We start from the raw sequence: 19,600 nt of genomic DNA on the forward strand, positions 1-19,600 counted from the left end.
AGTTATCCCTCGCAGAGCGCCTTGTCGTCGCTGTCGCGCGCACGCAGGGCGCTGGCGGCGTCATTGGCGATCCGGGGGAAGCTGACCCCCTCCAGCGTGCCACGCCCTTCGCACAGGTCCGCGCAGGCCATATCGACCACGCCGGGCAGCGCCACCTGGTCGCCATCATATTGGGCCACCACGATGCAGCGGTCGCCGCCCGTGAAGCTAAGGATCAGCTTGTCGCCCGCCCGGCGCGCCGTCCCCTGCCCGCGACAGCTCTGGTCCTCGCCGAAATTGGCCTGCAACCCGAAGCGAAAGGCCGCATCCTTGGCCGGCATGACGCAGAGCAGGTCGCGCCCGGCTTCATGGCTGCGCTGATATAGGCCGACGGGCGACGTCTTGCCCGTGTCGGTGATCGCCCCGCTTTCGATCGCGGCGCGCTCCAGCCCGGACGCAGGCGCGCCGCCCGGTTCCGATGCGGCGTCGGCGGCCGTCGGCGCGCGCTGGCATGCCGCCAGCAAAAGAAGGAGTGCGAGGCTAGCCCGAGGCATCGATGGACAGGTCGACCGCGACGGGCGTCAGGCCATCCGGCCCGACCCGGCGGAAGAAGCAGGAGCGCGCACCGGTATGGCAGGTGGGACCGGCCGGCACGGCCTTCACCCAGACCGCATCCTGGTCGCAATCGATGCGGATGTCGCGGACCTGCAACATATGACCGGACGTCTCGCCCTTCTTCCACAGCGCCTGGCGGCTGCGCGACCAGAAATGGGCGAGGCCGGTGTCGACCGTCAGCGCCAGCGCCTGCGCATTCATATGCGCGACCATTAGCACTTCGCCTGTCGCCGCGTCGGTTACGACAGCGGTGATCAGGCCATGATCGTCATATTTAGGATTGAGGGTCAGCCCCTGGTCGCGCGCATCGGTCATGGGCGCGCTATAGAGCATCGCGCAGACAAGTGGGAACCGCTTTTTGCGTATCCCATAACGCCAAAACGGGACCGTCCCGGCGCGATAATATGCCCCTGTGATCGGGGAAATATCAGAAAATGGGGCGATCGACGGGATCCGAACCCGCGACCTCCGGTACCACAAACCGGCGCTCTAACCAACTGAGCTACGACCGCCACAAGGGGTGACCCCTTGAGAGAAGGGCCACATATGCGGCCCATTACCGGCCGTCAAGCGGACAAATGCCGATCAGGATTTTTCCCGCCCGTTACAGGCCCGCAGCGAGCATCTGGGCGCGCAGCCGCACGAGCGCGCGTTCCCCCACTCTCGGCCGATCCGATGCGGGTTTGCCCTTGCGCAGCCGTTCCCGATCCTTTTCCGGCGGAACGACGAAACGGACGCGCACCGCGGCATGGCCCTGGGCGCGGATGCCCAGTTCCTCGGCCGCGCCGCGCGACAGGTCGATCACCCGACCGCGCCCGGCGAAAGGGCCGCGATCGTTGACGCGGACGACGATGGTGCGCCCGGTATCGAGCGCGGTCACCTCGACATAGCTGGGCAGCGGCAGGCTGGTATGCGCGGCGGTGATCCATTTGGCGCGGAATCGTTCGCCATTGGCGGTGCGATTGCCCGATTCCGATCCGTACCAGCTGGCATAGCCCAACATGTCATAGGTCGGGTCCGCCGCCGGGACATAGGTGGTAGCGCGCACCTTGTAAGGCGGGCCGATCCTGACCGGGGTATCGCGCACCGGCCGATAATCGCCGCCAGCGCAGGCGGACAAGGCCGCCAGCCCGCAAATGGTCCAGATCGTCCTGTCCGCGCGTCCCGTCATACCGCCTTCCTATCGCCGGCCGGCGAGCCGGTCGAGGCCGGGCGGGCAAAAAGAAAGAGGCGAAAAGACATGATGCCTCTTCGCCCCTTCGCCTTTCGGCATCTTACGTCGTGGAAGATGACCTTCCTGTCGCCGCATCACTCTCCTGAAAAACTTTCCGGCCGCGATGCCGGTAGGTCATCTAACGGTGGGCGCCCGCCATGTGGCAGGCGCCACGTCCGTTAGTTGACCGAATCCTTCAGGCCCTTGCCGGCCTTGAACTTCGGCTGCGCCGAAGCCTTGATCGTCATCGTCTCCCCGGTGCGCGGATTGCGGCCGGTCGAAGCCTTGCGCTGCGAAACCGAGAAAGTGCCGAAGCCGACGAGGCGCACTTCGTCGCCCTTCTTCAGAGCGCCGGTGATGGCGTCGAAAACGCCTTCCACAGCCTTCGTCGCGTCATTCTTGCTGAGGCCGCTGCTTTCAGCGACTGCGCTGATCAAATCCTGCTTGTTCATGCCTTGGGAACCCCCTTGTGCTGTTGGTTGATTTAGGAATCGCGGCGTAGGCGGCGCAATAAGGCGCGGATTTCTGCGCCTGTCAAAGGGAAAGCGACAAAGTCCATCGCTTCGATCGAAATTTGCGTCCACCTGCGCAAAATATGCCGAAACCGACGGCTATCCGCCGGTTTCGGCTTGACTTAATGCCGCAGCGCGGGATCGCTGTCCCGGCCCGGCGCATTGCTCGGCTGGGCGGCGAGGTCGTCCTCTTCGGTCCAGGCGATCGCTTCGGGAACGGACGCCAACGCACGCGCCAGCACCTCGTCCACATGGCTGACCGGCACGATTTCCAGACCGTCGCGGATGTTGGCGGGAATTTCCGCTAGGTCTTTCTCGTTTTCCTGCGGGATCAGGACCGTCTTGATGCCGCCGCGCAGCGCCGCCAGCAGCTTTTCCTTAAGGCCGCCAATCGGCAGCACGCGCCCGCGCAGCGTGACCTCGCCGGTCATCGCCACATCCTTATGGACGGGAATCCCGGTCAGCGTGGACACGATGCAGGTCACCATGCCGATGCCCGCAGACGGACCGTCCTTGGGCACCGCGCCTTCGGGTAGGTGGATATGGATATCCTTGCGGTTGAAGACGCTGGGCTTGATCCCGTAGCCGGGCGAGCGCGCCCGGACATAGGAAAAGGCCGCCTGGATCGATTCGTTCATGACCTCGCCCAGTTTCCCGGTGGTCTTGATCATGCCCTTGCCCGGCACCGTCACCGCCTCGATCGTCAGCAATTCGCCGCCGACCTCGGTCCAGGCCAGGCCCGTCACCGCGCCGATCTGGTCTTCATCCTCACCCATGCCATGACGGAATTTCCGCACGCCGGCATAATCGGCCAGATTGTCGGGCGTTATAACGACCTTGTCATAGGCGCCTTCGAGGATCTTGCGCAGCGCCTTGCGGGCGAGGCGCGCAATTTCCCGCTCCAGCGTGCGGACGCCGGCTTCGCGGGTGTAATAGCGGATGAGGTCGCGCACGGCCTCCTCGGTCACCACGAACTCGTCGCCCTTCAGGCCATGGGCGTCGATCTGCTTGGCAACCAGATGGCGCTGGGCGATCTCGACCTTCTCGTCCTCGGTATAGCCTTCGAGCCGGATGATCTCCATGCGGTCGAGCAAAGGCTGCGGCAAATTCAGCGAGTTGGCGGTCGTCACGAACATGATGTCCGAAAGATCGACGTCGATCTCCAGATAATGATCCTGAAACTTGCTGTTCTGTTCGGGGTCCAGCACTTCGAGCAGAGCGGACGCCGGATCGCCGCGGAAATCCTGACCCAACTTGTCGATCTCATCCAGCAGGAAAAGCGGGTTCATCGTCCCCGCCTTTTTGAGGTTGGTGACGATCTTGCCCGGCAGCGAACCGATATAGGTCCGCCTGTGACCGCGAATTTCAGCTTCGTCACGCACGCCGCCGAGCGACTGGCGCACAAATTCGCGACCCGTCGCCTTGGCGATCGATCGACCGAGCGAGGTCTTGCCCACGCCCGGCGGGCCGACGAGGCACAGGATCGGGCCTTTCAGCTTGTTGGTGCGCGCCTGTACGGCGAGATATTCGATGATCCGGTCCTTGACCTTGTCGAGCGCGAAATGATCCTCGTCCAGCACATCCTGCGCACGCTTGAGGTCATTCTTGACCTTGCCCTTCTTGCCCCAGGGCAGGCCGAGCAGCACGTCGAGATAGTTGCGCACGACCGTCGCTTCGGCCGACATGGGCTGCATGCCCTTGAGCTTCTTCAGCTCGGCCGTAGCCTTGGACCGCGCTTCCTTGGACAGTTTGGTCTTGGCGATCTTCTCGGTCAGTTCAGCGAGTTCATCGCCTTCCTCACCCTCGCCATTGCCCAGTTCGCGCTGGATCGCCTTCAACTGCTCGTTGAGATAATATTCGCGCTGGGTCTTTTCCATCTGGCGCTTCACGCGGCCACGGATCTTCTTTTCGACCTGGAGCACGCCCAGTTCGCCTTCCATGAAGGCGAAGACCATCTCCAGGCGTTTGACCGGATCGGCCTCCACCAGCAGCGACTGCTTGTCGGACACCTTGACGTTGATGTTGGCGGACACGGCGTCGGCCAGACGACCGGCATCCTCGATCTCGCGCAACTGCACCGGCGTTTCGGCCGGCAGCTTCTTGTTGAGCTTGGCGTAGTTTTCGAACTGTTCGGCAACCGAACGCATCAGCGCAGAGGCTTCGGGGCCTTCCGCAACAATCTCTTCGACATCATCGACATTGGCGACGAGGTAGGTTTCGCGCGCCTCCATCGATTCCAATTGAGCGCGATGCTTGCCCTCCACCAGCACGCGCACCGTGCCGTCGGGCAGCTTAAGCAATTGCAGCACGATAGCGACGACGCCGGTGTCGTAGAGCGAATCCCGGCCCGGATCATCCTCTGCCGGATCAAGCTGCGACACGAGGAAGATTTCCTTCGATCCTTCCATCGCCGCTTCGAGCGCAGCGACGCTCTTGTCGCGGCCGACGAAGAGCGGGACGATCATCTGCGGGAAGACGACGATGTCGCGCAGCGGCAGAAGGGGATATTGCACAGTCATTCAATCTCCGGGGCCGAAAGAAGCGGCCCTCTCCTACGGTTCACCGCCTTTATGGGGATGCCCGTCGCAGCAATCAATTGCGAGCTGTCATAATGGCGAAAGGATGAATGGAAGGTGATCGATCCATCCTTGCCTTAACGGATGCTCAGAAGGGCAGTTTGAAGCCGGGGGGCAGCGGTAGGCCGGCCGTCATCTTGCTCATTTCGGCGTTGCTGATCTCGTCCGCCTTCTTGCGCGCGTCGTTGAACGCGGCGGTGATCAAGTCTTCCAATATCGGCTTTTCCGACGGGGACATCAGCGTGTCGTCGATCGACACGCCCAGGATGCGGCCCTTGGCCGACGCCCGCACCTTGACCAGGCCGCCACCGGCCGCGCCTTCGACCTCCAGCTTGTCGAGACTATCCTGCGCGCGCTGCAATTCCTCCTGAACACGGCTCGCCATGCCGAGGATTTCGTTCAAGTCCTTCATTGTCCTACACTCCATTGTTCGGGCCGGTCGGTGTCGACCAACTCCGCGTCGGGGAAGGCGGCCATCACCGCCTTGACCACCGGGGTTTCCAATATATCGGCGCGCGCCGCGGCTTTGCCCGCCTGCTCCTGCTCCAGCAGGGTCTGCTCGCCGCCGCTCTGCGCCAGCGTCACGATCCATCGTGGGCCGGGCGCTGCCGTGTTCAGCGCCTGCTCCAGATCGCGCTTGAAGTCGCCATGCGTCCAGGCGTGGGTCAGGCGAATGGCGATGTCGGGCGGGCTGAGCGAGATGAGCGCAGCGCAATCGTTCAGATGATTGGCCAGCAACGGCTTCTGCCGGTCGATCAGGGCCACGATTTCCTGCATCGTGGCGGGCAGCCGCGCAGCGGGTGCCGACGATGATGCGGCTGACCCGCCACCGGATGCGGGCGCTGCCACCGCGGGCGCGCCCTCTCGCAGCATCCGCGCCAGTTCGCCCGGATCGGGCATGGTCGCGGCGTGCATGACGCGCAGCAGCGCCATTTCGCAGCTTTCGATCGGCAGGATGGCGTTCGCCACCTCGTCATGCCCCTTCAGCAGCAATTGCCACAGGCGATGGAGCGGCGCGAAGCCCAGTTGCGACGCCCAGTCGGCCAGCGCCTCCCGCTCTTCCGCCGACTGGCCGGGGCTGGCGATGTCGCGCCCGGCCTTTGCCAGGGTCACGGCATGGACCAGCTCCAACAGTCCGCGCATCAGCGCAAGTGGCTCTACGCCCAGCGCATATTGGTCACGCACCGCGCTCAGCAGCGCGCCCGTATCGCCTTCCAAGAGCAGGCCCAGCAAGCGCCGCACCGATCCGCGATCCGACAGGCCCAACATGTCGCGCACCTGGGCGGCGGTGACCATGGGCGCGCCTTCCCCCATTTCCGCGTGCGCGATCGCCTGGTCGAGGATCGAAAGGCCGTCGCGCGCCGATCCTTCGGCCGCCTGCGCGATCAACGCCAGCGCATCGGGTTCGGCCGCGACGCTTTCGGCCTCCACCACATGGGCGAAATGGCCCGCCAGCAGTTCGGCGGGAATGCGGCGCAGGTCGAAGCGCTGGCAGCGCGACAGCACCGTCACCGGCACCTTGTTCACTTCGGTCGTGGCGAACAGGAATTTCACATGGGCGGGCGGCTCCTCCAGCGTCTTCAACAAAGCGTTGAAGGCGTTTTTGGAGAGCATATGGACTTCGTCGATGATGTAGATCTTGTAGCGCGCCGACACCGCGGCATAGCGCACCGCCTCGATGATCTCGCGCACATCGTCCACGCCGGTATGGCTGGCGGCGTCCATCTCCACCACGTCGATATGCCGTCCCTCGGCAATCGCGGTGCAGGGTTCGCACACACCGCACGGATCGATGGTCGGGCCGCCCTGCCCGTCCGGGCCGATGCAATTCAATGCCTTGGCGATCAGCCGCGCGGTGGAGGTCTTCCCCACGCCGCGCACCCCGGTCATCAGAAAGGCATGGGCCAGCCGGCCGCGCTTGATCGCGTTGCCCAGCGTCTGGACCATCGCATCCTGCCCGATCAGCTCACGAAAACTGCGCGGTCGATATTTGCGCGCCAGGACGCGATAGGGCTGCGGGGAATCGGACATGGATGTGGTCTAGCCGTTCGGGTGGCTATTGTCGAAGCTGGAAGATTTGGGCTGGATGATAGCTGAAAAGTAGGAGCCGGAACGACCCGTGACGAAATCACTGTGGCTGCTTCCGTCAGGACCTGACCCGGTTCGCGACGATCACGTCCGCCCGACTCCCGGCGCGGCATATGGCGAAAGGGGACCGGGATGGCAAGGGGGCTTAAGCTATACGTGCTCCCGCGAAGGCGGGAGCCCAGTTCAGGCGTCAGGACTGTGTTCCCGCCTTCGCGGGAACACACAGCATATTATTCCAGCCCGCTCTTCTGCGCCTTCCCCACGAAATCGAGCGCGGCACGTGCGGTTTCGGCGATAGCGGTTTCCGCCTTCTTGGCGTCCACGGTCGGCCGGTCGAGATAGACGGCCAGGATATATTCGTCGCCATTGGGCGCCTTCACCAGCGCGACGTCATTATAGGCGGTGCCGCATGTCCCGGTCTTGCTGCCCGACGTCCAGCCTTCTGGCAGGCCCGCCTTGATCCGCTTGTCGCCGGTGCTGCTGGCGTTGAACCAGCTACGCAGGCGGTCGACACTCTCCGGCTTCATGTCGCGGAAGAAGAGCCGCCCCATCAGTCCGGCCATGGCGGCCGGCGTGGTGGTGTCGCGCGGATCGCCCTGCGCATTTTCATTCAGCGTCGGTTCGTTGCGGTCGAGCCGCGTCACGGCATCGCCATGGGCGCGCATGAAGGATGTCAGCCCCTCCGGCCCGCCCAGCATCGGCAGCAGCAGGTTGGCGGCGCTATTGTCGCTCACCTCGACCGCGGCCTGGGCCAGTTCGCCCATGCTCATGCGGCCGCGCTTCTTGTTCTTCTTCACGACCGGCGCGTAATCGAGGATATCGTCGCCGCTGAAGGGGATTTCGCCCTCCAGCCCGAACTTGCCGCCTTCCGCACCGATCAGGACGGCGGCGGCCAGCGGTCCCTTGAAGGTGGAACACATGGCGAAGCGCTCGTCACGATTGAAGCCCAGCAAAAGCGCGCCCGATTTATCGACCAGCGCGACGCCAAGCCGCCCTCCAACTTCCTTCTCGATCTCCGCCGGATTGCGCACCGACGTCAGCGCCGATTGCGGCACTAGATAGCGGGGCGCGGCCGGCAGCAGCGAATCGAGACGGCCGGTCGGTTCCGGCGGCTTGGCCGGTGCCTTCTTTTTCTCAGCGGCAATCGAGGGCGCGGCCAACAGCGCAAGCGTCGCCAGAGCAGTCAAAATCTTCACGGTCACATGCCCTGCATATTGTTGAATTCACCGGGAATACGGACGGTCAGCCGGTCCATCTTGCCGTCCAATATGATCTGGCAGGACAGGCGGCTGGTGCGGGTGGCGGCGGCGGCAAGGTCGAGCATATCCTCTTCATCCTCGCTGGCGCGCGGCAGGCGCGCGAAATCATCGGCATCGACGACGACATGGCAGGTAGAGCAGGCCATCTGTCCCTCGCAAGTGCCCTCCAGCGGCTGACCGGCGGCCTGGGCGATATCGAGCAGCACCGATCCTGTGGGTGCGTCAACCTCCTGTCGTCTCTCGCCATCGGCGCTGATGAAGGTGACCCTGGTCATGCTAATCCGTGCGCTCCCTTTTACGGCGCCGCTTGTGCGGCTGCCGCTTCATTCAATGCCTCTGCAGCCCTCTCCAATTCCTCCCGGCGCGTGTAACGGCCAAAGCCGATCCGCACCGATCCGCGCGCCTGTGCATCTGACAGCCCCAGTGCGCGCAGGACATGGCTAGGCCGCCCGGACCCGCTTGCGCAAGCGCTACCGAGCGAAAAAGCAACATTGCGGCAATCCGACAACAGCCGCGCGCCATCGATGCCGTCGCGGCGCAGGTTCAGATTGCCGGGATAGCGCGCCGTTTGCGACCCGTTGAGCGTCCAGTCCGCAAACAGCTTGGCGGCCAGCGCGGCGAGGCTTTCGACATGGGCGCGGTCGCCGTCCGCCCGTTCATGCATCAGCCGCGCCGCGACGCCGAATCCGGCGCACAACGCTGGCGACAGCGTGCCGGAGCGCAGCCCGCCTTCCTGCCCGCCGCCATGGATCAGTGGCGCGGGCCGCACGCCATCACGCAGCCACAGAGCGCCCACACCCTTGGGACCATGGATCTTGTGTGCGCTGATCGCGATCATGTCGCAGGTCGGCGGCAGAGGCACGCGGCCATAGCCCTGCACCGCGTCGCACAGGAACAGCGCGCCGGCCTGATGCGCCAGGTCGGCGAGCGCGGCGACCGGCTGGATAACGCCGATCTCGTTATTCACTAGCATGGCGACGACGAGTGCGACACCTGGAACGATGACGCGGGTGGCCGCCTCCAGATCGACCAAGCCATCCGCGTCCACCGCCAGGACCGTCACATCCCGCCCGGCCCAGCCCATCGCCTGTGCCGTATCCAGCACCGCGGCATGTTCGGTCGCGATGGTGACGATGCCGCCCGGCGGCGCGCCCTGGATTGCGATGTTGAGCGCTTCGGTCGCGCCGGACGTGAAGAGCAATTGGCCGTCGGGGGGCAGCAGCCGGGCGATCGCATCGCGAGCCGCCTCCACCTGCGCGGCCGCGGCTCGACCCAGGCGATGGGCGCTGTGCGGGTTGGCGAACTGATCGCGCAGCAGCGGCACCATCGCATCAAAGGCTTCGGGCGCGAGCGGCGTCGTTGCCTGATAATCGAGATAGATCATCGGCTTGCCCGCCCGGAAGCCTTTGCCGCCATGGCGGTCCATGCGGCGAGGAACCTGTCCAGGTCGTTGTCGCAGGTCTGCGGGCCGAAGCTGACGCGGACGACTTCCGAAGCGGCCGCCTCATCCCAGCCCATCGCGCCCAGCACATGGCTGGTCTTGAGCGAGCCGGACGAACAGGCGCTGCCCGCGGAGACGGAAATGCCCGCCATGTCGAACTGGATCAGTTGCGCGCGCGCCGATACGCCCGGCATCCGGTAACTGGCGATGGCGGGCAAGCGCGGCGCATCGCGCGCGACGACAACGCCGCCCGCCGCTTCTATCCCCGCGTCCAGCCGGGCGCGCAGGGCGGTCGCGCGGGGCAGCCAGTCCTCCCGCGCCTCCAGCGCCGCCGCCATGGAAAGGATGGCGGGCAGATTTTCGGTCCCGGCGCGATAACCCTGCTCCTGCCCGCCGCTCGGCTCGATCAGCGCCAGATCGCGGAGCAGCAGCGCGCCGATGCCGGGCGGGCCGCCGAATTTGTGCGCGCTGATCGCGATCATGTCCGCGTCCGGCAGCGGCAACTTGCCCGCGCTCTGGGCGCAATCGGCGAACAGCACCGCGCCGTCGCGCTCGATCCGGTCAAGCGGCTGGATCACGCCGGTTTCATTGTTGACATGCTGGATGGCGAGGACAAACCTATCATCCGTTTGGGCTGAGCCTGTCGAAGGGCCGTCCTTATTTGCGGCCAAGAAGGACGGGGTTTCGACAGGCTCAGCCCGAACGGGGGTTTGCACTATTCCGCTATGATCCACCGCCAGCCGCGCCGCGCCCTTCGTCACGCGCAGCACCGCGTCATGCTCCACCGGCGATGTGACGATCCGCCCGACCTTTGCGCGCAGCAGGCCGATGGCGATCGCCTCGCTCGCGCCGGAGGTGAAGATCACATGCCCGGTCCAGCCCAGCGCAGACGCGATGCGCGCGCGCGCATTCTCCAGCATGGCGCGGGCGGCACGGCCGTCGGCATGGGGGCTGGACGGATTCGCCCAGCTTGCCATCGCCCCCACCATAGCGGCCTGCGCCGCAGGCAGCATCGGCGTGGTGGCGGCATGATCGAGATAAAGGCGGTCGGCGGCCAAACGGCGTTACTCATTGATTGCGGAAATGGCGGCGGCATCTATATAGGCGGTCTGCCGCGCAGCGCCAGCAATAGCATTTGCCTATGCAATTGTCTGTGCGATCCGCATCCATTCGCCGTCCGTCCATCCGGGCAGGACGGCCCAGAACGATAACAGGTGCCATGCCCGACGTCATTTTCACCGGACCCGAAGGTCGCCTCGAAGGCCGCTTCAGCCCCCCGCCCCGCCCGCGCGCGCCCGTTGCCATGATCCTGCATCCGCACCCGCAAGGCGGCGGCACGATGAATGATCGCATCACCCAGGCGCTCTACAAAACCTTCGTAAAGCGCGGCTTTGCCGTGTTGCGCTTCAACTTCCGGGGCGTGGGCCGTAGCCAGGGGACGTTCGATAATGGCATCGGCGAACTGAGCGATGCCGCCGCCGCGCTCGACTGGGTGCAGAGCTTCCACCCCGAAGCGCAGACCACCTGGATCGCAGGCTTCTCCTTCGGTGCCTGGATCGGGATGCAGTTGCTCATGCGACGCCCGGAAATCCGTGGGTTCATCTCGGTCGCGCCGCCCGCCAACATGTACGACTTCTCGTTCCTGGCGCCCTGCCCCTCATCGGGCATCATCGTGCAGGGCACGTCGGACGAAGTGGTGACCGCGAGCGCGGTGCAGAAGCTGGTCGACAAGCTGCGCACGCAAAAGGGCATCACCATCCATCACGACGAAATTCGCGGCGCGAACCATTTCTTCGAGCATGAACTCGAGCAGCTGATGAAGTCGGTGGACAATTATCTCGACATGCGCCTGTCCCCGGACTCCCCGATCCGCTAAGGGTTTTGGGCACAAGACGAACGGAAAAGGCCGCCTGCGAGGCGGCTTTTTTTGTGGGTTTTATGGAAAGGAAGATTAGTTTCCTGCCATTCTCCAATTCCAAATATCCGTTCGCCCTGAGCCTGTCGAAGGCTTCTCTTCTTTCGAACGCGAAGATTGAAAAACGAGCAGGGCTTCGACAGGCTCAGCCCGAACGGATGTCGGGGATCTAGTTAGGTCACCAGCCAATCCATGCCGTCCCTCACCTGCCCCCTATATCTGCCGCTTCGCATCGAAGGGCGCGACGATCTTGCAGCGATAGGATCGCACTTCGTCGATCAGGCCGGAGTGCAGTTCGGTCGACAATATCAGGGTCGATCGGTCCAGCCGTTCCAACCGCCGCGTGTCGCTCAGAAGGCCGCTGAACATGCCGCCGCCCTGCTGGACCAGGGTGATCGTCGCATCGTCCTGCGCCGCGATCTTGTTCCAGCCCCGGCCGCCTTCGCGCCAGCGCCCGGCGGTGAAATCGATCACGATTTCCCGCACGGATCGGTCGTCGGCGGTGCAGGACAGGCCGCGTATCTGCGCCGGAGCGGGCGAAGCGGCCGCTGGCGGCGGTAGCGGCGTCGCGGCACCGGCCAAGGGTGCGGTCAGGCCACAGACGCCTGTCAGCAGGAGCGCTAGTAACCCGTGGCGGCGCATGTCAACGCTGCTCCAGCGGCAGGTCAGGCCCCGGAATCGCACTGATCGCGACATTGCCGAACATCACCAGCCCAGCGAAGATCATCAGGCCGCCGCGCTTGCGGTCGCCCTTCTTCACGATCGCATAGACGCCGCCACCGGTCAGCAATATGCCCGCGAGCATCAATATGGATAAAATCGTACCTGCCATGCCGCCTGTCATAGGTGGCAAGCTGGACAGTGGCAATTGCCGTCCTCTCCCCCTATGAGGCGCGCAGAAACGAATCACCCCATGACCGCAGGGGCCGCGCCTTATGAAAATCGCCATCGCTTCCGATCATGCCGCTATCGACCTGAAGGCGGAGCTTGCCCAATGGCTGCGCGACGAGGGCCATGCGGTCGCCGACCTTGGCCCTGCGACCGCCGATCGCGTCGATTATCCCGATTATGGTTACAAACTGGCGTCAGCGGTCGCATCGGGCGACGCGGAACGTGGCATTGCGCTGTGCGGCTCTGGCATCGGCATATCGATCGCGGTCAACCGCCATCCGGCCTGCCGCTGCGCGCTGGTGGGGGAACCGCTGTCGGCCGCCCTGTCGCGCGAACATAATGACGCCAATGTTCTGGCCATGGGTGCCCGCCTGACCGGCGTGGACATGGCCAAGGCCTGCGTCACCGCTTTCCTCACCACCGATTTCGGCGGGGGCCGCCATGCCGGCCGCGTCGAAAAATTGTCCCATCCCGCGCTCTGAAAGGAAGTTTCGATGAGCACCGACACCCTCGCCCCCGCCATCCGCCAGGACGGCTTCTTCAGCGAAAATCTCGCCAGCGCGGACCCGGAAATCTTCGGCGCGATCGAGCATGAGTTGAAGCGCCAGCAGGACAAGATCGAGCTGATCGCATCCGAGAACATCGTGTCCAAAGCCGTGCTGGAAGCGGCCGGTTCGATCTTCACCAACAAATATGCCGAAGGCTATCCGGGCAAGCGCTATTATGGCGGCTGCGAATATGCAGACGTCGTCGAAACGCTGGCAATCGAGCGCGCGAAAGAACTGTTCGGTGCGAACTTCGCCAACGTCCAGCCCAATAGCGGCAGCCAGATGAATCAGGCCGTGTTCCTGGCGCTGCTGCAACCGGGCGACACCTTCATGGGCCTCGACCTGTCGTCGGGCGGTCACTTGACCCATGGTTCCCCGGTCAACATGTCGGGCAAGTGGTTCAAGCCGGTCGCCTATGGCGTGCGCGCGGACGATCATCTGATCGACATGGACGAAGTCGCCCGCATCGCGCGGGAGAGCAAGCCCAAGCTCATCATCTGCGGCGGCACCGCCTATTCGCGCGTATGGGATTTCAAGCGGTTCCGCGAGATCGCCGACGAGGTTGGCGCCTATCTGCTGGCCGACATGTCGCACTTCTCCGGCCTGGTCGCCGGCGGCGCGCACCCCTCGCCCGTCCCCTACGCCCATGTCACCACCACCACGACCCACAAGTCGCTGCGTGGCCCGCGGTCGGGCATCGTCCTGACCAATGACGAGGCGATCGCCAAGAAGATCAACAGCGCCATCTTCCCCGGTATGCAGGGCGGCCCGCTGATGCACATCATCGCGGCCAAGGCGGTGGCGTTCAAGGAAGCGCTGACGCCGGAATTCAAGGCCTATGCGCACCAGATCGTCGCCAACGCCCGCGCGCTGAGCGAGACGCTGGCCGACGCCGGCCTGTCGATCGTGTCGGGCGGCACCGACAATCACCTGATGCTGGTCGACCTGCGGCCTAAGAACACCACCGGCAAGGCCGCGGAAAAGGCGCTGGATCGCGCCTATATCACCTGCAACAAGAATAATGTGCCGTTCGACACGGCCAGCCCGTTCGTCACGTCCGGCGTCCGTCTGGGCACGCCGGCCGGCACGACCCGCGGTTTCCGTGAGGAAGAGTTTCGTGAGATCGGCCGCCTGATTGCCGAGGTCGTGGAAGGCCTCAAGCGCAATGGCGACGAAGGCGATGGTCAGGTCGAACAGCATGTGCGTGAAAAGGTACTGGGCCTGACGAGCCGTTTCCCGATCTACTGAGGGCAAACCAGGCCGTTCGTGTCGGGCGCAGTCGAGACACGCTCGCACAGACGTTTCTCGACACGCTCGAAACGAACGGAGATTGATTAGATCATGCGCTGCCCCTTCTGCGCCCATGAAGACAGCCAGGTGAAGGACAGCCGGCCGACGGAGGATGGCAACGCCATCCGCCGCCGCCGCCAGTGCGAAGCCTGCGGCGCGCGCTTCACGACCTTCGAGCGCATCCAGTTGCGCGACATATGGGTGGTGAAGAGCGAGGGGCGCAAGGAAGCGTTCGAGCGGGACAAGCTCGCCCGCTCCATTGGCATCGCCTGCCGCAAGCGGCCGATTGACCCCAGCCGGCTGGAAAAGCTGATCTCCGGCATCCAGCGCCAGTTGGAAACCAGCGGCGACAGCGAAGTCCCCGCCCGCGCGATCGGCGAAATGGTGATGGAAGGGCTGAAACGTCTCGACAGCGTCGCCTATATCCGTTTCGCCAGCGTCTATAAGGACTTCACCGACGCGAAGGATTTCGAGGAATTTGCAGGGACGGTGAAGGAAGTCGGGCGGGAGTGAGGATGCGCCCGGCTCTCCACCCGTTCGCCCTGAGCCTTTCCGCATCCGTCCAGTCCAGGCCTCTTCCCCTCTCCGTTCGTCCTGAGTAGCCATTGAGCGAAGTCGAAATGGCGTATCGAAGGATCACGCAATGACGTTTCATACATATATGCTGCACTGTGCAGACGGCAGCTATTATCTAGGCCATAGCGATAATCTGGAGCAGCGTATCGCGCAGCACCAGGCTGGCGAGATTGCGGGATATACCCAGAGCCGTCGCCCCATGACGTTGGTCTGGAGCCAAGAATTTAGTTCGCGAGATGAGGCCCTTTCCGCAGAGCAGCAGATCAAGGGCTGGTCACGCAAAAAGAAGGAAGGCCTGATTGCGGGAGACTGGGATGCCATCCGGCAAGCGGCGCGCAAATCCTTCGATATGGGGCTTCGACAGGCTCAGCCCCTACTCAGGACGAACGGTAGTAAAATGACTGATAACACCCCCACCCCCTCCCCCGTCATCGTCCTGGTCCGTCCGCAATTGGGCGAGAATATCGGGAAGGCTGCGCGGGCCATGCTGAATTTCGGGCTGACCGAGATGCGGCTGGTGTCCCCACGCGACGGCTGGCCCAATCCCGATGCCGGGCCGACCGCCGCGGGCGCGGACTTCATTCTCGATCAGGCGCAGGTCTATGAAACGCTGGCCGATGCGGTCGCAGACTGCGCCCATGTGTACGCGACCACGGTGCGCAAGCGCGGGGTGACCAAGCCGGTGGTGACGCCGGAGGAGGCCGCGCGCGAAGTCCATGCCGCGCAGGGCCGCTGCGCCTATGTGTTCGGGCCAGAACGCTCAGGGCTGGAAACGGAGGACGTCGCGCTCGCGCGCAAGATTCTGACCGTGCCGATCAACCCGGAATTTGGATCATTGAACCTGGCGCAGGCGGTCATCCTGTGCGCCTATGAATGGTCCAAACAGGCGGACCTCAAACAACCGACCATCACCGACCTGGGCGAACCCGCGCCGCAGGTGGAGTTGGAGGGCATGATCGAGCAACTAGACGCACTGCTGGTGAAGGTCGGCTATTTCTTCCCGCCCGATCGCGCCGGCGCCACCCGGCTGACGCTGCGCAACCTGCTGACCAAGCCGGGCTGGAACCATCTGGAGGTGCGGACGCTGCGCGGGGTGTTGTCGCATTTGAACAGGCCGCGGGAACGCTGAGGCGACGGATTTACCTCCCTCCGTTCGTGCTGAGTAGCGTCTGAGCCCTTCGACTGCCTGCTTGCAGCAGGCGCTCAGGATAAACTTCACCAAAGGTGAAGCCGAAGACCCATATCGAAGCATCTGGCGCTGCGCTGGGTCCTTCGATACGCCATTTCGACAGGCTCAATGGCTACTCAGGACGAACGGTGTGGTTAGGATTGGGTATCCTGATGCGGACCCCGCGTCCGGTCGAACTCCGCCAGTTCGTAAGCGATCGACGCTTCGACCAGTTCTTCCCACATGCCCGCGATCAGATCGCACGGCACGCCCAATGCCTCCGCCTCGGCGCAGGCATTGGCGATGACTTCCGCCTTGCGCGCTTCGTCGCGCACCGCGCTACGATCCGGCTTGATCCGGGCGGCAGCGCGCATATGGGCGAAGCGCTGGGCCAGCAGGGCGACGATCTGCCGGTCGAGATTGTCGACGCCGGCGCGCACCTGCGCCATGGTGGAATAATGTTCGGGAGTCATGCCCGCGGGACTAAGCTGCCGCTGCCGTCGTGTCGAGACTTGACTCGTCGGCCTCTTCTGGTCATAGGCGCGCCTTCGCAATTGGCTCCGCACCCCGGTGAAGCGGTGGCCCTGCCCCTGAGCGCCAAGGCGCAATATGGACGTAGGCGATACCGGGAATAACATTCACCCTCCCCGAAAAGTGGGAACCGGTTTTCGGATCAGGGGGGTGAACAAACGTGGTTAGCAATTACTAGGAATTATCTATGACGAAGCGCACCAGCGCCAAGTACAAGCTCGACCGTCGCATGGGCGAGAATATCTGGGGCCGTCCCAAGTCGCCTGTCAACAAGCGCGAATATGGTCCCGGTCAACACGGCCAGCGCCGCAAGGGCAAGGTGTCCGATTACGGCATCCAGCTGCGCGCCAAGCAGAAGCTGAAGGGCTATTACGGCGACATCACGGAAAAGCAGTTCAAGAAGAACTATTTCGAAGCCAGCCGTATGAAGGGCGACACCGGCCAGAACCTGATCGGCCTGCTCGAACGTCGCCTGGACGCCGTCGTGTACCGCGCCAAGTTCGCCCCGACCATCTTCTCGTCGCGCCAGATCGTGTCGCACGGCCACATCTATGTGAATGGCGTGAAGTGCAACATCGCGTCGCGCCTGGTAAAGCCGGGCGACGAAATCACCCTGGGCAAGAAGGCGCAGGAAATGGCGCTGGTGATGGAAGCGCAGGCTTTGGCCGAGCGTGACATTCCCGACTATGTCGCTCCCGACGGCGCGACCAAAGTCACCTATGTCCGCGTGCCTACGCTGGACGAAGTGCCTTACCCGGTGAAGATGGAACCGAACCTGGTCGTCGAATTCTATTCGCGCTAATCGGTTTTCCGAGCAGAGTTACAAAGAAGGGCGGCCCTGCGAAGGAGCCGCCCTTTTTCGTGTCATGGGTGCAGCGCCTTGGCCAAGAAAGCGGCACTACGACCGAGCAGATCGGCACGTGCCGCACTATCCTGCAAATAATGGTCCAATCCGTCATAGATGACGAGTTCCGACGCCTTGTTCGCCTTTTTCAGTCGATCGTCCATCAGGCGCGATTGCCGGAACGATACATTGCGATCCATGGTACCGTGGAACATCAACACCGGGACGCTGAACGCTGCGGCATGACGGGCGGGCGAGCCTGCCTCGATATGGGGGCCATCACCGATATAGGCGCTGACCAGCGCAAAATTGCTCCAGTTCCGGCGTTCTTCGCGAAGTCGGTCCAGGTCCGTCACTGGCGCGACGGCGATGACCGCCTTGAACAGGCCGGGTTCGGTCACAGCCGACTGAAGCGCGGCATATCCGCCATAGGACCAGCCCATGATGGCCAGGCGGCCGGGCGCCGCCACCCCTTCGCTCAGCAACCAGCGGCCGGCATCGTCGACATCCCCAATGGCGGTGCGCCAGCTTTTGAAGCCATTGTCCTGGAACCAATTTTGCCCATAGCCTGCCGATCCGCGGAAATTGGGCTGAAGCACGGCATAGCCTTGGCTTGCGAAAAATTGGGCGATCCAGTCAAATCCCCATTCATCCCGCGCTTCCGGGCCACCATGGGGCATGACAATCGCTGGCAGATTTTTCGCGGCCCCATCAGGCGGCAAGGTCAGATAGGCAGGGATCATCGTCCCATCCCCGGCCGGGTAGCGCACATGCTTGACTTGCGCAGTACGGACCCCCTCCAATTGCGGACGATCCGCGGTGACGATCTCCATGTGGCTGCTGGCGCGATCAAGCACGAAATAGCGCCCGGCATTGGTGTCGCTGCCTGCCCATAGCAGCAATTTGCCTTCTTCCTGACTGGCGTCGACGATCCGTATCAGCGGCAGGTCGGGCAATGCTTTCGCCAGCGAGTTGGCCAGTTTCGCCATGGCCGGATCGAAATAAAATACTTCACGCTTGTCGACGACATAGGTGACGCCGATCGTTCGGTGATTGCGGCCAATAGTGACGAAGCCATCCACATCGACTTGCGGGTGGGCAAACAACAATTCTCCGTCGCTTTTCCGTCTAGCGATTTGCTGAACGCCGCGACCCGTCCGTTGATCCGCTTCAATCCATAGGCAAGATCGCCATCGAAATCGACATGGTGCGGCTCGAAACCATTGCCCGTCTCATCGCTTTCGCTCAACGCCTGCCATGGTCCACCCGCCTTGGAACGAAACAAGTGTCGCTGTCGACCACGCACATAACCGGCGGCATCGCTGGTGCGGACAGTCATCACCCGCACAGCGCCGCGTCCATCGCTCAGATAGCCGTCCGCGTCCGGGCGCGGCCGCTCCATCGGCACTGATCGAAGCGTTGCGCTATCGACGTCATCAACCCCAAGCCCATCTTTGGTCTGGGCAGCGCGAGAGCCAACCGTTTCTTCCGGCACATAGCGCCGTGTCATCAGAACATGCCCGTCGACGCCGGTCGACCAGTCGATGATCGATCCACCAAACAGGTCGTAGCCGAGCGCGCGCCCATTGCCCCGCCCAGTACCGAGCATCTTCATATTTTGGCCATCCAGATCGATAGCCAGAACCCTGGACACCGGACCGATGTCGCCGATCGCCAATTCGACCATGCCAAAGACGGTGCAAAGCAGGCGCTTGGCGCTGGCCCAGGAACAGGATGCGATGCGTTCCGGCTTGCCGTCCGCCACAAGGATGCGGGTTGGTTTGAACTGGCCGGAGCCGCGAAGGTCGATGACATAGACAGCGCCGCCTTGTCCCGCCAGTGGTTGGACCAGCGCGACATAATTGCCGTCCGGCGAAAGGCTCGCCTGCTCCACCGCCTCTCGCGCGCCAAAACGCTTCGCCATGTCATCGGGCGTTTCGGCTGGTGCCGTGCCGGCCATTCCTGCCGTCATCAAGACTGCCAATATAGTATACAGCCGATATCTCATGCCGCCCTTTTCCCTGTGACTGCCGATCGTTAGCGATGGCCCAGATTTCCCAATTCCGTTCTAGGCAGACTCCTCTTGTTGGCAAGGCGGGGCAGCGGAGCGGACATGGAAGCTGGCTTGCTTGCCCTTCCCCCCGCGCGGTGGCA

The 19,600-nt window shown here is 63.7% G+C and carries 22 protein-coding genes, 1 tRNA gene and 1 other RNA gene; 6 read left to right on the forward strand and 18 right to left on the reverse strand.

Features of this window, described 5'->3' with window-relative positions:
- Positions 1-2 precede the first annotated feature (2 nt).
- From HHL08_RS11430 to HHL08_RS11490, 13 genes are all read right to left on the reverse strand, one after another.
- The gene (locus tag HHL08_RS11430) at positions 3-533 is read right to left on the reverse strand and encodes a hypothetical protein (RefSeq protein ID WP_169573299.1); all 531 of its coding nucleotides are present in this window, start codon (positions 531-533) and stop codon (positions 3-5) included.
- Positions 520-909: a phosphoribosyl-AMP cyclohydrolase gene (gene hisI / locus HHL08_RS11435; RefSeq protein ID WP_169573301.1), complete on the reverse strand. Its 390-nt coding sequence runs from the start codon at positions 907-909 to the stop codon at positions 520-522. Before hisI ends, HHL08_RS11430 begins: the two co-directional genes overlap by 14 nt.
- Positions 910-1,029: 120 nt before the next feature.
- A tRNA-His gene (locus HHL08_RS11440) sits at positions 1,030-1,106 on the reverse strand.
- A 92-nt stretch (positions 1,107-1,198) separates the two neighbouring features.
- A complete protein-coding gene (locus HHL08_RS11445) occupies positions 1,199-1,765 on the reverse strand; it encodes a septal ring lytic transglycosylase RlpA family protein (RefSeq protein ID WP_169573303.1) in 567 nt (188 codons plus the stop codon).
- Between the two features lie 221 nt (positions 1,766-1,986).
- Positions 1,987-2,259: an HU family DNA-binding protein gene (locus HHL08_RS11450; protein WP_024019962.1), complete on the reverse strand. Its 273-nt coding sequence runs from the start codon at positions 2,257-2,259 to the stop codon at positions 1,987-1,989.
- 182 nt (positions 2,260-2,441) lie between these two features.
- Complete coding sequence (gene lon, locus HHL08_RS11455) at positions 2,442-4,838, reverse strand: endopeptidase La (RefSeq protein WP_169573305.1); 2,397 nt, start codon at positions 4,836-4,838, stop codon at positions 2,442-2,444.
- A gap of 145 nt (positions 4,839-4,983) precedes the next feature.
- Positions 4,984-5,307 carry a YbaB/EbfC family nucleoid-associated protein gene (locus tag HHL08_RS11460; protein WP_169573307.1) on the reverse strand — a complete coding sequence of 108 codons (324 nt, stop codon included), beginning with the start codon at positions 5,305-5,307 and terminating at the stop codon, positions 4,984-4,986.
- The gene (locus HHL08_RS11465) at positions 5,304-6,926 is read right to left on the reverse strand and encodes a DNA polymerase III subunit gamma/tau (RefSeq protein ID WP_169573308.1); all 1,623 of its coding nucleotides are present in this window, start codon (positions 6,924-6,926) and stop codon (positions 5,304-5,306) included. Before HHL08_RS11465 ends, HHL08_RS11460 begins: the two co-directional genes overlap by 4 nt.
- 65 nt (positions 6,927-6,991) lie before the next feature.
- Positions 6,992-7,089, reverse strand: an RNA gene (gene ffs, locus HHL08_RS11470) — signal recognition particle sRNA small type.
- A 124-nt stretch (positions 7,090-7,213) separates the two neighbouring features.
- A complete protein-coding gene (gene blaSGM / locus HHL08_RS11475; protein WP_169573310.1) occupies positions 7,214-8,179 on the reverse strand; it encodes an SGM family class A beta-lactamase in 966 nt (321 codons plus the stop codon).
- A 2-nt stretch (positions 8,180-8,181) separates the two neighbouring features.
- Positions 8,182-8,517, reverse strand: coding sequence for a 2Fe-2S iron-sulfur cluster-binding protein (locus HHL08_RS11480; protein ID WP_169573312.1), 336 nt, complete (start codon positions 8,515-8,517; stop codon positions 8,182-8,184).
- 20 nt (positions 8,518-8,537) lie between these two features.
- Positions 8,538-9,668: a cysteine desulfurase family protein gene (locus tag HHL08_RS11485; protein ID WP_169573314.1), complete on the reverse strand. Its 1,131-nt coding sequence runs from the start codon at positions 9,666-9,668 to the stop codon at positions 8,538-8,540.
- Positions 9,623-10,741 (reverse strand): cysteine desulfurase family protein, encoded by a 1,119-nt coding sequence (locus HHL08_RS11490; RefSeq protein WP_169573317.1) that lies wholly within the window; start codon positions 10,739-10,741, stop codon positions 9,623-9,625. Before HHL08_RS11490 ends, HHL08_RS11485 begins: the two co-directional genes overlap by 46 nt.
- A gap of 161 nt (positions 10,742-10,902) precedes the next feature.
- Here HHL08_RS11490 and HHL08_RS11495 point away from each other — a divergent pair, with 161 nt between their 5' ends.
- Complete coding sequence (locus HHL08_RS11495) at positions 10,903-11,559, forward strand: alpha/beta hydrolase (protein WP_043151451.1); 657 nt, start codon at positions 10,903-10,905, stop codon at positions 11,557-11,559.
- 252 nt (positions 11,560-11,811) lie between these two features.
- Here the strand turns inward: HHL08_RS11495 and HHL08_RS11500 are convergent, their stop codons facing one another.
- A complete protein-coding gene (locus HHL08_RS11500; protein WP_169573319.1) occupies positions 11,812-12,240 on the reverse strand; it encodes a hypothetical protein in 429 nt (142 codons plus the stop codon).
- 1 nt (position 12,241) lies between these two features.
- A complete protein-coding gene (locus tag HHL08_RS11505; protein ID WP_169573321.1) occupies positions 12,242-12,430 on the reverse strand; it encodes a hypothetical protein in 189 nt (62 codons plus the stop codon).
- A 103-nt stretch (positions 12,431-12,533) separates the two neighbouring features.
- On the opposite strand from HHL08_RS11505, the gene rpiB reads away from it, so the two are divergent.
- The 4 genes from rpiB to HHL08_RS11525 all read left to right on the forward strand — a co-directional run bounded on the left by rpiB (position 12,534) and on the right by HHL08_RS11525 (position 16,032).
- Positions 12,534-12,971: a ribose 5-phosphate isomerase B gene (gene rpiB, locus HHL08_RS11510; RefSeq protein ID WP_169573323.1), complete on the forward strand. Its 438-nt coding sequence runs from the start codon at positions 12,534-12,536 to the stop codon at positions 12,969-12,971.
- A 12-nt stretch (positions 12,972-12,983) separates the two neighbouring features.
- The gene (gene glyA / locus HHL08_RS11515) at positions 12,984-14,285 is read left to right on the forward strand and encodes a serine hydroxymethyltransferase (protein WP_169573325.1); all 1,302 of its coding nucleotides are present in this window, start codon (positions 12,984-12,986) and stop codon (positions 14,283-14,285) included.
- Between the two features lie 93 nt (positions 14,286-14,378).
- Positions 14,379-14,840, forward strand: coding sequence for a transcriptional regulator NrdR (gene nrdR, locus HHL08_RS11520; RefSeq protein WP_056681966.1), 462 nt, complete (start codon positions 14,379-14,381; stop codon positions 14,838-14,840).
- 130 nt (positions 14,841-14,970) lie between these two features.
- Positions 14,971-16,032, forward strand: coding sequence for a TrmJ/YjtD family RNA methyltransferase (locus tag HHL08_RS11525; RefSeq protein ID WP_169573327.1), 1,062 nt, complete (start codon positions 14,971-14,973; stop codon positions 16,030-16,032).
- Between the two features lie 194 nt (positions 16,033-16,226).
- On the opposite strand, the gene HHL08_RS11530 is transcribed toward HHL08_RS11525, so the two are convergent.
- Positions 16,227-16,544 (reverse strand): chorismate mutase, encoded by a 318-nt coding sequence (locus HHL08_RS11530; protein ID WP_169573329.1) that lies wholly within the window; start codon positions 16,542-16,544, stop codon positions 16,227-16,229.
- A 245-nt stretch (positions 16,545-16,789) separates the two neighbouring features.
- Here HHL08_RS11530 and rpsD point away from each other — a divergent pair, with 245 nt between their 5' ends.
- Positions 16,790-17,404, forward strand: coding sequence for a 30S ribosomal protein S4 (rpsD, locus tag HHL08_RS11535; protein WP_169573330.1), 615 nt, complete (start codon positions 16,790-16,792; stop codon positions 17,402-17,404).
- Positions 17,405-17,466: 62 nt separating this feature from the next.
- On the opposite strand, the gene HHL08_RS25620 is transcribed toward rpsD, so the two are convergent.
- Together HHL08_RS25620 and HHL08_RS25625 are read right to left on the reverse strand one after the other, a co-directional pair.
- A complete protein-coding gene (locus tag HHL08_RS25620) occupies positions 17,467-18,435 on the reverse strand; it encodes an alpha/beta hydrolase family protein (RefSeq protein WP_328804652.1) in 969 nt (322 codons plus the stop codon).
- Positions 18,384-19,418 (reverse strand): hypothetical protein, encoded by a 1,035-nt coding sequence (locus tag HHL08_RS25625; RefSeq protein ID WP_235955036.1) that lies wholly within the window; start codon positions 19,416-19,418, stop codon positions 18,384-18,386. Before HHL08_RS25625 ends, HHL08_RS25620 begins: the two co-directional genes overlap by 52 nt.
- Between the last annotated feature and the right edge of the window lie 182 nt (positions 19,419-19,600).

The organism is Sphingobium psychrophilum (assembly GCF_012927105.1).
GTDB classification, from domain to species: Bacteria; Pseudomonadota; Alphaproteobacteria; order Sphingomonadales; family Sphingomonadaceae; genus Sphingobium; species Sphingobium psychrophilum.

What these genes read in the sequence shown, in the direction of transcription:
- rpsD (WP_169573330.1), top strand. Translation starts at nt 16,790, where the DNA reads ATGACGAAGCGCACCAGCGCCAAGTACAAGCTCGACCGTCGCATGGGC.
- HHL08_RS11525 (WP_169573327.1), top strand. Translation starts at nt 14,971, where the DNA reads ATGACGTTTCATACATATATGCTGCACTGTGCAGACGGCAGCTATTAT.
- hisI (WP_169573301.1), bottom strand. Translation starts at nt 909, where the DNA reads ATGACCGATGCGCGCGACCAGGGGCTGACCCTCAATCCTAAATATGAC.
- HHL08_RS11450 (WP_024019962.1), bottom strand. Translation starts at nt 2,259, where the DNA reads ATGAACAAGCAGGATTTGATCAGCGCAGTCGCTGAAAGCAGCGGCCTC.
- HHL08_RS11530 (WP_169573329.1), bottom strand. Translation starts at nt 16,544, where the DNA reads ATGACTCCCGAACATTATTCCACCATGGCGCAGGTGCGCGCCGGCGTC.
- nrdR (WP_056681966.1), top strand. Translation starts at nt 14,379, where the DNA reads ATGCGCTGCCCCTTCTGCGCCCATGAAGACAGCCAGGTGAAGGACAGC.
- HHL08_RS11500 (WP_169573319.1), bottom strand. Translation starts at nt 12,240, where the DNA reads ATGCGCCGCCACGGGTTACTAGCGCTCCTGCTGACAGGCGTCTGTGGC.
- HHL08_RS11465 (WP_169573308.1), bottom strand. Translation starts at nt 6,926, where the DNA reads ATGTCCGATTCCCCGCAGCCCTATCGCGTCCTGGCGCGCAAATATCGA.
- HHL08_RS25620 (WP_328804652.1), bottom strand. Translation starts at nt 18,435, where the DNA reads ATGGCGAAACTGGCCAACTCGCTGGCGAAAGCATTGCCCGACCTGCCG.
- HHL08_RS11430 (WP_169573299.1), bottom strand. Translation starts at nt 533, where the DNA reads ATGCCTCGGGCTAGCCTCGCACTCCTTCTTTTGCTGGCGGCATGCCAG.
- lon (WP_169573305.1), bottom strand. Translation starts at nt 4,838, where the DNA reads ATGACTGTGCAATATCCCCTTCTGCCGCTGCGCGACATCGTCGTCTTC.
- HHL08_RS11480 (WP_169573312.1), bottom strand. Translation starts at nt 8,517, where the DNA reads ATGACCAGGGTCACCTTCATCAGCGCCGATGGCGAGAGACGACAGGAG.
- HHL08_RS11505 (WP_169573321.1), bottom strand. Translation starts at nt 12,430, where the DNA reads ATGGCAGGTACGATTTTATCCATATTGATGCTCGCGGGCATATTGCTG.
- HHL08_RS25625 (WP_235955036.1), bottom strand. Translation starts at nt 19,418, where the DNA reads ATGACGGCAGGAATGGCCGGCACGGCACCAGCCGAAACGCCCGATGAC.
- HHL08_RS11460 (WP_169573307.1), bottom strand. Translation starts at nt 5,307, where the DNA reads ATGAAGGACTTGAACGAAATCCTCGGCATGGCGAGCCGTGTTCAGGAG.
- rpiB (WP_169573323.1), top strand. Translation starts at nt 12,534, where the DNA reads ATGAAAATCGCCATCGCTTCCGATCATGCCGCTATCGACCTGAAGGCG.
- glyA (WP_169573325.1), top strand. Translation starts at nt 12,984, where the DNA reads ATGAGCACCGACACCCTCGCCCCCGCCATCCGCCAGGACGGCTTCTTC.
- HHL08_RS11445 (WP_169573303.1), bottom strand. Translation starts at nt 1,765, where the DNA reads ATGACGGGACGCGCGGACAGGACGATCTGGACCATTTGCGGGCTGGCG.
- HHL08_RS11495 (WP_043151451.1), top strand. Translation starts at nt 10,903, where the DNA reads ATGCCCGACGTCATTTTCACCGGACCCGAAGGTCGCCTCGAAGGCCGC.
- HHL08_RS11485 (WP_169573314.1), bottom strand. Translation starts at nt 9,668, where the DNA reads ATGGACCGCCATGGCGGCAAAGGCTTCCGGGCGGGCAAGCCGATGATC.